The organism is Enterococcus sp. DIV1314a (assembly GCF_051713805.1).
Lineage (GTDB): Bacteria > Bacillota > Bacilli > Lactobacillales > Enterococcaceae > Enterococcus_I > Enterococcus_I aquimarinus.
In genome coordinates this window covers 1,644,250-1,656,572 of sequence record NZ_JBIOQP010000001.1, presented here as the reverse complement: position 1 = coordinate 1,656,572, position 12,323 = coordinate 1,644,250, and the positions used below count along the sequence as shown (strand labels likewise).

Annotated in this window: 10 protein-coding genes; 3 read left to right on the top strand and 7 right to left on the bottom strand. The window is 39.3% G+C overall.

The window, feature by feature from the left end:
* Nucleotides 1-183: 183 nt before the first annotated feature.
* Nucleotides 184-678, bottom strand: coding sequence for a QueT transporter family protein (locus IGI68_RS07740; protein WP_071875702.1), 495 nt, complete (start codon nucleotides 676-678; stop codon nucleotides 184-186).
* Nucleotides 679-885: 207 nt separating this feature from the next.
* Between IGI68_RS07740 and IGI68_RS07735 the strand changes: the two genes are divergently transcribed.
* Together IGI68_RS07735 and IGI68_RS07730 are read left to right on the top strand one after the other, a co-directional pair.
* Nucleotides 886-2,271, top strand: a complete 1,386-nt coding sequence (locus tag IGI68_RS07735) for an ISNCY family transposase (protein WP_438730860.1) — start codon at nucleotides 886-888, stop codon at nucleotides 2,269-2,271.
* A gap of 604 nt (nucleotides 2,272-2,875) precedes the next feature.
* Nucleotides 2,876-3,844: a diacylglycerol/lipid kinase family protein gene (locus IGI68_RS07730; protein ID WP_438733247.1), complete on the top strand. Its 969-nt coding sequence runs from the start codon at nucleotides 2,876-2,878 to the stop codon at nucleotides 3,842-3,844.
* Between the two features lie 81 nt (nucleotides 3,845-3,925).
* On the opposite strand, the gene recD2 is transcribed toward IGI68_RS07730, so the two are convergent.
* From recD2 to IGI68_RS07715, 3 genes are all read right to left on the bottom strand, one after another.
* Nucleotides 3,926-6,388 carry an SF1B family DNA helicase RecD2 gene (gene recD2 / locus IGI68_RS07725; RefSeq protein WP_438732049.1) on the bottom strand — a complete coding sequence of 821 codons (2,463 nt, stop codon included), beginning with the start codon at nucleotides 6,386-6,388 and terminating at the stop codon, nucleotides 3,926-3,928.
* A gap of 31 nt (nucleotides 6,389-6,419) precedes the next feature.
* Nucleotides 6,420-6,923, bottom strand: a complete 504-nt coding sequence (gene trmL / locus IGI68_RS07720) for a tRNA (uridine(34)/cytosine(34)/5-carboxymethylaminomethyluridine(34)-2'-O)-methyltransferase TrmL (RefSeq protein ID WP_071875700.1) — start codon at nucleotides 6,921-6,923, stop codon at nucleotides 6,420-6,422.
* Nucleotides 6,924-7,146: 223 nt separating this feature from the next.
* Entirely contained in the window at nucleotides 7,147-7,992 is an 846-nt protein-coding gene (locus IGI68_RS07715) for a methyltransferase domain-containing protein (protein ID WP_438732046.1), read from the bottom strand.
* 90 nt (nucleotides 7,993-8,082) lie between these two features.
* On the opposite strand from IGI68_RS07715, the gene IGI68_RS07710 reads away from it, so the two are divergent.
* Nucleotides 8,083-8,718 carry a copper homeostasis protein CutC gene (locus IGI68_RS07710; protein WP_071875698.1) on the top strand — a complete coding sequence of 212 codons (636 nt, stop codon included), beginning with the start codon at nucleotides 8,083-8,085 and terminating at the stop codon, nucleotides 8,716-8,718.
* Between the two features lie 116 nt (nucleotides 8,719-8,834).
* Here the strand turns inward: IGI68_RS07710 and IGI68_RS07705 are convergent, their stop codons facing one another.
* The 3 genes from IGI68_RS07705 to IGI68_RS07695 all read right to left on the bottom strand — a co-directional run bounded on the left by IGI68_RS07705 (nucleotide 8,835) and on the right by IGI68_RS07695 (nucleotide 12,323).
* Entirely contained in the window at nucleotides 8,835-10,193 is a 1,359-nt protein-coding gene (locus IGI68_RS07705) for a family 20 glycosylhydrolase (RefSeq protein ID WP_438732044.1), read from the bottom strand.
* On the bottom strand, nucleotides 10,177-11,586 hold the full coding sequence (locus IGI68_RS07700; protein ID WP_438732042.1) for a glycoside hydrolase family 1 protein: 1,410 nt from the start codon (nucleotides 11,584-11,586) through the stop codon (nucleotides 10,177-10,179). Before IGI68_RS07700 ends, IGI68_RS07705 begins: the two co-directional genes overlap by 17 nt.
* A gap of 101 nt (nucleotides 11,587-11,687) precedes the next feature.
* Entirely contained in the window at nucleotides 11,688-12,323 is a 636-nt protein-coding gene (locus IGI68_RS07695; protein ID WP_438732040.1) for a YitT family protein, read from the bottom strand.

The window sequence follows — 12,323 nt, the reverse complement described above, 5'->3', positions numbered from 1 at the left end:
AACGAGCGAAGCCAGCCAGGAATAAATTAAAGTAATGGCAGAATTCGTCTGTGTCTCACGTAATTTATCCCAAATTTCTGATCAATTACTTGCAAGTATTCAATACTTCCAGATTAAACAAGAGTAAAAAAACAAGCGAGCACCTTCTCATTATTGAGAGCGTGCTCGCTTGTTTTTCTATTATTAAACTCTTTGTTCAAAATCAACCGTTTTGTTAATCCAATACATGACAGGTGCGGAAATTGTCATAATGATAAACTCACTTAAAGCAGTCGTTGCAAACGTTGGCCAAAATGGTAAATCGGCCGTCATCATTAACATTAACGCAATCATGAACATGCTCGCTGTAAAAAAGAGAACGTTCAAGGCTAAGCGTGCTTTCATATTTGGAACGATTTTATGTAAACTTGCTGTCAAAAGAAGCGCTAAAAGCGTCTGTCCGCCACCAAAAACAACATCTAAAATCCCAAATCCAAAAAATAAATTATAAATAATGACGCCTCCAAAGACGCCCCATAATAGTTTCCGATTAAAAACCACTAAATGGTTTAAACTTTCTGATAACCGAAACTGAATGGCTCCTGATGAAAAAGGCAATACTAAACTTAATACCACGTATAGCCCCATGATAATCGCATTTGCGGCAATTACTTTGACTCCATTACTATTTTTACTCACTCTTTTTTCCTACTTTCTCCAAGTTTTTTTGACGCGGGATGGTTGATGAACCGCAAGTGGTATTATAGCATACCCTTCTCTAGAGTCAACCAACGTTTTTAGCCGTCAAATCCTTTTATCGTTCGAACATGATAATGTCTTAATGTAGTCGAAGCATAAAATGTCCCTTCGTGATAAAATCAAACCATGAAAAGGATAATACTAACAATGAATGAAGATAAAAAATATAACGTAATAAAAGCGGTCGCAGAAAAAAGAAAAGATAAGAAGAGAGCTTGTGTTGAACTAGATCTCTCGATCAGGCAAGTCAATCGATTAATTCGAAAATATCAAGAAGGAGGAAAGGCTGTTTTTTCACACGGCAATAGAGGAAAAAAACAGATACACGCCGTACCAGAGAATGTAAAAAAACAAATCATTGGGCTTTATCAACAGTTTAATATAAAACCGAATGTGAAGCACTTTACTGAAATATTAAAGGAGGATTATGCGATCTGTTACACCGATACAACGATTCGAAATATTTTATACCTAGCGAATATTATCTCACCTAAAACACAAAGAAAGACACGAAAAAAAATAAAAGCTCGAATCAAAGCGCAATCAATGAAAGCAAAGACAAAGCTTGATAATCCACTGCTTCCAAGAGCCGAAGATCAACTGGCTTCACCCGAAAAAATCCATCCTAGCCGCTCTAGGAAAAAATACCAAGGAGAGCTGATTCAAATGGATGCCAGTTCATACAATTGGTTCGGGAACGACGTCACCCATCTTCACTTAGCGATTGATGACGCTTCTGGGGATATTGTTGGTGGGTATTTCGACACGCAAGAAACGCTCAATGGCTATTATCATGTGCTCCATCAGATCCTCCGTAACCGAGGGATTCCTTTAGCTTTTTTAACCGATAAACGAACCGTTTTTGACTATCAATCCAAAACCAAGAAAGTCGTTGAGGAAGATACCTTCACGCAATTTGGTTTTGCCTGCCATCAACTCGGTATTGACATTCGTACCTCCTCTATTCCACAAGCGAAAGGCCGTGTAGAACGATTAAACGGCACGGTTCAATCACGACTTCCTGTAGATTTAGAATTAGCAGGGATCCAATCTATTGAGGAAGCCAATCATTTTTTAACAAAATGGATTCAATCATTTAATAGGAAGTTTGGTAATAAGACGAAGGAATCAATCTATGAGAAGGCACCTACGAAATCAGAGATGAATTTATTATTAGCACGAGTCGCAAATAGAAAAATCGATAGTGGACATCACATTCGGTATCAAAATAACTACTATTTACCGACGGAGGGTAGCGAAGATCAGTACTTTACACGCGGATCAAAAGCCCTCGTTATCGAAGCGTTTAACGGCGAAATCTATGTAAATATCGCTGAAAAAATATACACAACAAGGAGACTGAAAGAACATGACGCCTATTCAACAGAGTTTGACCCGATTCCAGAGCAAAAAAAAGAAAGACGCCAGTATATTCCCCCACAATCTCACCCGTGGAAACTAGAGTCTTTCAAAAGATATCTTCGCAGCATCGGAAAAACACTCGAAGAATACGAAGCTGAACGAGCAGCTTAACACTCATTTTACCAAATACGGTCACATTAATGCAAGTTTTTACGAAGGAAAAGCTTGCATTAATGTGAGCCTAAGGTTTAGGACATTTTACCTTTCGCTTGACACCAACGTTTTTAGCCGTCAAATCCTTTTCTAACGAGATAATTCCGGGTCATATTGATTGCCGTAAAGACAACTTTAGGGACTCTCTGATGATTCAATGGAGAGCCAAACTTTATGAGTTCAAACAGTTGTAAACGCTTGCATTTTGTCGAATATATGCTATACTACAAGTGTAAGGAGACATAGGAATTCCCAGTAAAGTAGCCGAAAAAGGTGCTACTAGAACAGAGTTGTTGTGAGTCTTTCAAATAAAACATAAAAGGAAGTGGGAATTTGAGCAACTCCTTACTAATTGAATAGGAATCCGATGAGTTTACACCCTTATGAAGTGGACATAAGAACCTTCTAGTGTAAAGTAGATGTAAAAGGTCTGAAAAGCATTTGAACCAGACAAACAGCGAAAAAACTCTCATCGGATTCTATTTTTTTGTCTTTTTTTCTCTTTTTCGTAATTCATGGTATAATAATAAGAAATTCTTAAGAGCTGATGAGGTTAAGCATGTTGACATTCCATTATCATATCATTATCAATCCTGCTTCTGGTGGTGGCAGTGGGAAACAAGCCGGTAATGAAATCATTGAATTATTAAAAAAGAATCAATTTCTTTTCTCAACTTATTTCACTCAATATCCAGGTCACGAGCGATTATTTGCCAAAGAACTCATTGAGTCGACTCTTGTCCCTTGGGAAGAAGAATCGATTCCTTCTGATCACCCTTTTCCCCTTCTGATTGTTTTGGGTGGTGACGGCACCTTACATCAAGTCATTGATGAGTGTCATCGTTTAGATAGCGAGGTTCCGATTGCCTATATTCCAGCAGGTTCGGGAAATGATTTTGCACGCGGTTTTGACCTTTCGCGTGAGGCAGTCAAAGCTTTTTGGAATATCGTCAAGACAAAAGAGCCCCAAACAATTTCTATTCTCTCCTACCATGAACAAATTTCAGGGACAACAGGGATTGCGTTAAATAATATTGGCATTGGGATTGATGGTGCCGTTATTCATCAAACAACTCAAAAAGAGACCAAAAAACACCTTAAAAAGTTTAAACTGAATTCAATGGCTTACATTGTTTCAGTTCTTAGTGTCTTATTTAAACAATCAGGCTTTCCCATTCTAGTTGAAGCAAACGGACAAGAGTGGAATTTTAAAAAAGCTTTTTTATGTACGATTACCAACCATCCCTATTTTGGTGGGGGCATCGCCATAGCACCTTCTGCTAACAGTAAGATTCCAGAATTCGAATTTGTATTAGTTGAGCGACACTCACTTTTTAAAATCTTTCTCTTAATTGGAATGCTCATCTTTAAAAAACAAGAAAAATCAAAGGATTTCGTTCATTTTGCAACGAGTAAATTACGGCTCACTTCGACCGTTCCTCAATACGGACAAGCAGACGGCGAACTATTGCCAGAAAGTTCATTTGACCTCGTGGTGACACCTGTCACGCAACAAATGTGGTTTTCTTGAGTACTCATTTTGAAATCAAATCAAAAACGCCAATCTCGTCGTTCAGCAAGCGACAACATTGGCGTTTTTTTGTCATTCTCTTTATGCATTCAATAAAAAATCAAACGGAGATATCTCGCCCATTCCAATCATCGGATCCACCTGTTCCTCTTCGACCATTTGAATAGTTAGAATCGTTTCTTCTACTGGCGTCTTTCTTGGCACATCGTTTGTACTGAGCGTCTCCTCAGGATCTTTTACAGTCGGTGTGTCGACCGTTTGTCCCTTTTGATGAGTATCAGGATGGGCGACCTCCGACTCTCCTAAGGTTGTTCCAAGAAGGCGTGATTTTAAAGCAGTCAACCGCACATGCGATTCTTGCTCAATACTTCGTTGATACGCAGAAGGTTCCCCGAGTAAAATTAACATTTCTTTGCTTCGCGTCACCGCCGTATAGAGTAAATTCCGTTGTAACATCCGCCGATATTGATGCACCATCGGCAAAATGACCATCTTGAATTCACTCCCTTGCGCTTTATGAATCGAACAACAATAAGCCAAGGTCAATTGTTGCCATTCGTTTCGCGTAAAACTGACTTCATTTAAATCAAAACGAATCAAGAGTTCATCGACTTTGTCTTCTGAATCTTTCGCATACGTAATGCCGACAATTTCTCCCATATCCCCATTAAAGACGTTTTTTTCAGGAATATTTTGTAATTGTAATACTTTATCCCCAATTCGATAAACAGATTCATTAAATTGGACTTCTTTTTTTCGTCCATCTGGATTTGGATTAAAAATCGATTGCATCATTTGGTTTAATGCGTTAATTCCTGCAACACCACGATACATCGGAGCAAGCACTTGAATATCTTGGGCGGTAAACCCTTTGTTTTTCGCTTTCGTCACGATGTTCGCAATCAACGGCTCAATCTGATGGGCTTCACAACGAAAATAAGAACGATCTTTTTGGTTTTCCAATAAATTTTTTGGCATTTGTCCATTTTTGATTTCATGCGCTAAGGGGATAATACTCGAACCATCACCTTGACGATAAATTTCAGTTAATTCTTGCTTTGGAATCATCGGGATTTCCAGCAAATCATGCAAGACTTGACCGGGTCCAACCGATGGCAGTTGATCTTTATCACCGACTAAAATGACTTGCATCCCGTCAGGAATCGCTTTTAATAAGGTATTGGCTAACCAAGTATCTACCATCGACATTTCATCGACGATTAACAATCGTCCTTCCACCTCTTTCGTTCCTTCTTCTGGCGCTTTTTCGTGACTATTTAAGCCTAATAAACGATGGAGTGTACCACTAGGTAATCCAGTCGTTTCGTTCATCCGTTTAGCCGCTCGTCCCGTTGGTGCGGCGAGTAAAATCGGAAAAGCTTCTTCGGTATTTTTTTTAAGATCGAGTTCAATGTCATGGAGTTCTGCAAAAATTTGGACAATCCCATTGATAACAGTTGTTTTACCTGTTCCCGGACCACCCGTTAAAATGAATAACGGCGATGAAACAGCTGCCTTAATCGCTTGTTCTTGTGAAGGACCATAAGTGATTCCTAATTGTTTTTCCGCTTTACGAATCAATTGATTTAATTTCTTTTCTGGATACTGAAGGGTGTCATTGTCATCGAGTAATCGCTGGATCTGTGTCGCAATCCCCATTTCTGAAAAATACAAACTATTCTCAAATAGATTGGTACCCTCTTGCTGAATTTTCCCTTCTTCTACCAACTCAATCACACAGTCAGCTAAAGCTTCCGCTTGAATTTCAACCGGGCGGCTATTTTCTAAAAGAAACATCGCTTGTTCTAATAATATTTGAGCAGGAACGTAAGTATGCCCAGTTTGTAAACAGTGATGCATGATTTGATACAAAATCGCTGCACGCAGCCGTTGTGGCGCAGTGGCATTGATTCCGATCTCTTCCGCAATTTGATCAGCTTTTTTAAACCCAATCCCTTCAATGTCCTCGACAAGACGATAAGGATTTTCTTCAATCATCTCAAGTGCTTCATTTTTATACATCTTGTAAATCGCAAAGGCAAGATGACTGCTAAAGCCATAACGATTCAACCCGACAATCACTTGATCCATCCCATAGTTCAGGCGCAACGTTTCCACGAGTAGCGTTCGTTTTTTTTCATTTAATGATGGAATTCCTTCAAGTAAAGTCGGATCTTCCAAGATGCGATCAATCGCTTCTTCTCCGAGCGTTTCAATAATTCGTTCTGCCGTCCGTTTTCCGATTCCTGGGAACTTTTCACTCGACAAAAATTGAATCAAGCCATTTTCAGAAGTCGGTTGCTCTTTTTGGTACGTTTCAACTTGGAGTTGGCGTCCGTACTTTGGATGCTCCACGAAGACACCAAAAAAACGATACAATTCATCTTCTTGAATATCACCAAAATTCCCCGTTACGACAATTTCGTCATCGGTATTATCGCTATTGGTATCGGTGATTTTAATCAAGATCACTTTATAAAAGTTCGACGGGTTTTGATAAAAAATAGCGACAACTTTGCCGACTATATACATTCTTTCAGACATCGTTGCTCGCTCCTTTCAATGTTCATCTCAATTAATCAAGTTTATCATTTTCGTAATGATGAGTGCGTTCTAAGTTCGGGAATCCTTGTTGACGTAACGCTTCATAAACAATCATACAGGCTGTATTCGATAAATTCAATGAGCGAACATGTTCATCATTCATTGGAATTCGTAAACACTTCTCGGCATTGTCACGCATGAAATCTTCTGGTAAACCAGTCGTTTCTTTCCCGAAAATGAAGAAATGATCTTCTCCATCTGCATAATTCATCTCACTATATGTTTTGTTCGCAAATTTTGAAATTAAATGTAACGGACGTTCTCCTACAAACGCTAAAAAATGTTCTAGGTTTGGATGGTAATGAATCTCCACGTCATGCCAATAATCTAAGCCGGCACGCTTCAATTGTTTATCATCGACAGAAAATCCTAAAGGTTCAATTAAATGTAATGGCGTATTGGTCGCAGCACACGTTCGAGCAATATTTCCAGTATTAGCTGGTATTTGTGGTTCAAATAAAGCGATATGATTCACGGTCTTCCCTCTTTTTCTGTAAATTTACATTTTGTCAAAAAAAAAACGTACCAACTCGGTGTCTAGCACGGCGAGTCGTTACGTTAGTGAAGTTCTTTTCACTAACTTTTATCAGAACAGGATGCTGATAAAAACCAATGAAAATTAACTTGTTCTTAATATACCACGTCATTGTGAGGAATTCAATAAGATTTTATAAGAATCTTCACATAATCTTCCTATTTTAGTCAGAAATCCGACCAATTAGGATGTCCAAATCAATGGTTATCCTTTTTAGCGGGTTTTTCTGTAATTTTTCTTTTATTTCCATCGAAACGCCCCATTCTAACGGTGACATTTCTAGGAGAGAAAGTTGACAGGATTCAGGGATATCAAAGACATAAGTTAGCGTTTGACGCTCACTTTCACGAAATGTTTCTTGAAACTTTTCAACGACTGCTTGATTCGAATAATGTTGTTTTTTCTCATCTTCGGGATAAAAAGCCGCGCGAAGTTCTTTTAAATAGCCACTTCTTGGAACAACTTTAATGAGTTGACCGCCATCAACTAGTACCCGTTGAAACTCTTGATAGTTTGAAGGAGAAAAAATATTTAAAATGGTTGTAAAACGGTCTTCTTGAAAAGGTAAGTTGGTTAAATCCGCTACACACCAAAAGACATTTTCTCCGTAATCTGAAGCTAAATAGATTCCTTCTTTTGAAATATCAAAACCAACACTCGGCAAAAGCGTCGCTTGCTCATTTAATTGCTGCAAGAAACTCCCTTCTCCACACCCTACATCTAAGATTCGTTGATTTTGACAAAACGGTTGTAATAAATCTAGAAGAGGTTGATACATGCCGTGTACGATTAATTTCCGACGATGTTCAAACATTTCTCGATCGTAATCTGTTTTTATCTGATGATTTAAAAAATAGAGGGTACCTTTTTTCGACACATCAAAACGATGGCCTTCAAGGCAAACGAGCGCTTTTTCCTGCGCATGCATCATTTGATGGCACGTTGGACATCGAAATAAGTCACTTTGTGTTTGAATAAACATCGCACCGCGCTCAATTTTTTTTAACATCTTTCTTCACCCACACTTTCTTTCTTACTTTAGCATATTTTTATGCTAAAATGTGAAGACAATGTAGAAAATATTGAAGGAGTTATGAAAATGCTAAAAGAATTTTGTGCTGAAAACTTTACAGATGTTCCCCAAGCCATTGCCAATGGAGCCAAAAGAATTGAACTTTGTGATAATTTGACTGTGGGTGGGACGACTCCTAGCGCTGGAGTGATTGAAAGTACTGTCGCCTATGCTCACGATCACGGGGTTCCTGTGATGACGATTATTCGTCCACGTGGTGGCGATTTTGTGTACAACGATTATGAATTAAAAATAATGGAAACCGATTTGATTGAAGCCAAAAAATTAGGAACAGATGGCGTCGTCATTGGCTGTTTAACAGCTGATGGTGACCTTGATGAAGAAGCGCTTGACGTCTTAATTGATCGCGCAATTGGCCTGCCTATTACGTTTCATATGGCGTTTGATGCGATGCCGGTAGAAAAACAGTTTACCGCGATTGATTGGCTCGCTGAACATGGTGTCGACCGCATTTTAACGCATGGTGGCCCAGCCGGGGTTCCAATCAGCGAACACTATGAACACTTAAAAGCGTTAATCGCTTATGCCAATGGTCGGATTTTGATTTTACCTGGTGGTGGCATTACGCATGAAAATGCAGCCGAAGTCGCACAAACGCTTGGTGTTCCAGAAGTCCACGGAACAAAAATTATCGCGCTCTAACGAAAGATAACTCAAATCAACAAAAACCGCCCCAAAAGCGATCAGTCCATGATGCTTTTGAGACGGTTTTTTGCAATGCAATAAAGAAGGAAACGATTTCCCTATAAGCGATTGATTTATTTTAGAATGGTCGCTAAAAAGGCTGTTAGGGCATCTTTTGTAATGAAGACGTCACCCATTTGTTTTTGCATGACTGCAAAGAAGATTTCCGAAACATGTAAGAGCACTTCTTCTTGCGTTTGAGCATCCGGTCGATCGGCCCAGACTGCCACTGCCACGCCTGGTAATTGCGTCGTATCTACCGCAACTACTTGTTCTTGTGGCCACATATCTGGTGTCCACGAATCGATTATTTTTTCATAAGTCGGATACGTATACCCCGCATGTTCACCTAACACATAATAAAAATAGTTATCATTAAAATTGATAACGGTATATCCTCGATCAATAAACGTCGAGACAGGTGCCATGTGTTGGTTCCATTTTGTCCAGTAGGTAATTTCGACTGCTTCCGAAAGTTTCACCACTTCTGCTCGATTCAAGCGGAAAAACCCGTCATTCCAAACTTGTGGAATAAAACCAAAACCATTGATTGCTTCAATAATTCGATTCACATACCCAACAAAGGCATCAATTCCTTCTGCAGACTCACCGTAAACTTCTTTGGCATAATCTTGAAGTTGCGGATAAGCTTCCATTTCATCAAAATCAACGAATTCATCGGCTCCAATATGAAAGTACGTGCTACTTGAAAAGAGGGCCGCGTATTCTTTGTAAATTGAAAGAATAAACTCAACCGCTTCTGGATTGGTGATATCTAACGCGGTGGGATTTTTTTCAAATTCCCCTTCTGCATTTTTCTTTTCGAGTTGCCACTCCGGCCGGTTTTTTAATAGTTGTTTTAAATGACCCGGACTATCAAAATCAGGAATAATCTCGATACCACAACATTGCGCATACTGAATAATCTCGATGACATCGGCTTTTGATAAGAAATCATCCGAAACAATTTCTGGTGCCGTATCGCACGCGATTCGGAAGCCTTCGTTTTCAGAAAAATGTAATTGAAGAAAATTAAACTGAGCAAAACTCAAAACATCAATAAAGCTGAGAATCGTCTCTTTCGAAAAGAACTTCCGCCCCATATCTAGCATAAAGATTCGACGCTCTTGAGCCATCTGAACAAGCGTTTCACCCTTATTTAGTTGATCTAAATGTTCTCGTAATAGAGCGTACGTGGCTGTTTGAAGAACCGCCTGCTCAGTTTTCCCTGTGATTGTAATGGTTTCATTTTTTTCGATCTTATTGTCTGTCGCTTGACGATCTAACTGTAAAGAAATTGCTCCTTTTGCCGTTGTTTGAGAAATTTTCCCTGGAACACCATTGATTTTTTGAATCAATTGGTTGAAACGTCGTGCAATGATTAATAAACTCGGATCATTGATTGCTAAGATCCACTCATTTTTTCTCGTCATCAGTACGCTCCCCTCTTGTAAAACCATGTTGATTAATCACGTTTTTCATCCAATAACTACTTGCTTTGTCTGAACGACGGTAGTGATCGTCGCGGTTAATTCGGTAATAACCATAACGATTTTTATACGCATTTAACCATGACCAGCAATCAGAAAACGTCCACATATGGTAGCCAAAACAGTTGCTGCCTTCCTCAATTGCTTTTGCGAGATATTCTAAATGCTCTTCTAAAAATTCGATCCGGTAATCATCTTGAATAATGCCGTTTTCGTCCATGAATTGTTCTTCGCCTTCTACACCCATACCATTTTCAGAAATAAACCACGGCATATTCCCATAGTCATTTTTCATACGCATCGCAATCGTATAGATACCTTCTGGGAAAATCTCCCATCCACGGTGCGGATTAATGCGTTTTTCAGGCCAATTATAACCACGTGCCCACGCTCCTGGTGATTGAGCTGGAAAGACTGGATTTTCTGGTGCTTGCACTCGTAGTGGTTGATAATAATTCACACCGACGTAATCGACAATATTATTTTCAAAAATCGCACGATCTCCTGCAATGGTTGTCGGTAATAAGTCACTTTCACGCAACATCTCGATCAATTCTTCTGGGAAGTAACCGAGTGCTACCGTATCGACAAAACTACGAATGTAAATTAAGTCTGCTTTATGGCGCGCTTCTTGATCGGCCGGCTCTTCACTTTTCGCGTAAACTGGTGACAAGTTTAAAATAATCCCGATTTTCCCATCATTATGAGGATTGGTTCGATAAGCTTCTACCGCTTTCGCGTGTGCTAACATCGTATGGTAACCAACTTGAATCGCTCGTTTGAAGTCACGAACTTTTGGCCAATGGGCATCTCCCATATAGCCACATTCAATGTGGACTAGTGGTTCATTAAAGGTTGCCCATGTCTTGATTAAATCACCAAATTGTTCAAAAGCCGTTTTTGCATAAAAAGCAAAATGATCAACGGATTCTCTCGCTTCCCAACCGCCTTTTTCCATTAACCACCATGGCATGTCAAAGTGGAATAAGTTGATAATTGGTTCAACGCCATTATCAAGCATTTCTTGGAAATAGTTACGGTAAAATTCAACCGCTTTTGGATTTAACGTTTTGCCATCTGGTAATAGACGCGTCCAGGCAATCGATGTCCGATATGAGTTCATATCCATTTTTTTCATTAAAGCGACATCTTCTTTATATTGGTAATAAACATTCGACGTGTCGTTTGGTCCTACTTGGTCAAAAAACAATTCTGGTTCCATTTCAAACCATTTATCCCATGTCGATGGACTCTTACCATCCGCTAATGCAGCACCTTCTGTTTGTGGGGCAGACGTTGCCGCACCCCATAAAAAATCTTTTGGAAATTTTATCATTAATCTCACTCCTCCTAATCGAATCTTATCTTCACTCTACTAAGAAAACGAATACATGACAATATGTGTTTCTCTTACAGCGCTTTCGCAAGGAATACACATCAGTGATTTTGCGCGATATCTAGCCCTTTTTGTTGCCGTTTAGCATCCCACGCTAACCATTTTTCTAAAAACCAAGCATAACTAACACTAAAGAGAAATCCCGTCAAAACCGCAAACACGCCATAGGTTAATAAGCCTAACACTAAGACGGAGAGGTTCAAATGACGAATCATCTTCGCTAAGTTTCGTTGCGGATTTTTTTGATAAAGCACGAGCGCAATCACATCCACACCGACTGTCGAAGAACCTTCTGATAAACAACAATAATAACCAAAAGAAATCAACAAACAAGCGAGTAAAAAATCGATGGGAAACGTCGTCATGAGCGTAAAAGGCAATTCATAAAACAACGTAAAGAAGAACATGTATGAAAGACTACTCACGATTGATTTCATTAAACTCGCTTTTCCTAAAAATAACCCACAAATCACTAACAATAACAGCGTTAAACCATTTGATAACCAAGGCAAGGGAAGCTGTGTGATTTTTTGTAAAACTAACGAAAGGCTCGTCACGCCTCCGTTGATAATCCCTCGTGGAACCATCCATTTCGCATAAGCTAAAGCTAAAAGGATATTCCCAAAAATAATTTTAGCCATGCCACGCACGCGTACATGCGATTGTATTTGTCTCAT

What these genes read in the sequence shown, in the direction of transcription:
- IGI68_RS07735 (WP_438730860.1), top strand. Translation starts at nt 886, where the DNA reads ATGAATGAAGATAAAAAATATAACGTAATAAAAGCGGTCGCAGAAAAA.
- IGI68_RS07700 (WP_438732042.1), bottom strand. Translation starts at nt 11,586, where the DNA reads ATGATAAAATTTCCAAAAGATTTTTTATGGGGTGCGGCAACGTCTGCC.
- IGI68_RS07715 (WP_438732046.1), bottom strand. Translation starts at nt 7,992, where the DNA reads ATGTTAAAAAAAATTGAGCGCGGTGCGATGTTTATTCAAACACAAAGT.
- recD2 (WP_438732049.1), bottom strand. Translation starts at nt 6,388, where the DNA reads ATGTCTGAAAGAATGTATATAGTCGGCAAAGTTGTCGCTATTTTTTAT.
- IGI68_RS07710 (WP_071875698.1), top strand. Translation starts at nt 8,083, where the DNA reads ATGCTAAAAGAATTTTGTGCTGAAAACTTTACAGATGTTCCCCAAGCC.
- IGI68_RS07705 (WP_438732044.1), bottom strand. Translation starts at nt 10,193, where the DNA reads ATGACGAGAAAAAATGAGTGGATCTTAGCAATCAATGATCCGAGTTTA.
- IGI68_RS07695 (WP_438732040.1), bottom strand. Translation starts at nt 12,323, where the DNA reads ATGAGACAAATACAATCGCATGTACGCGTGCGTGGCATGGCTAAAATT.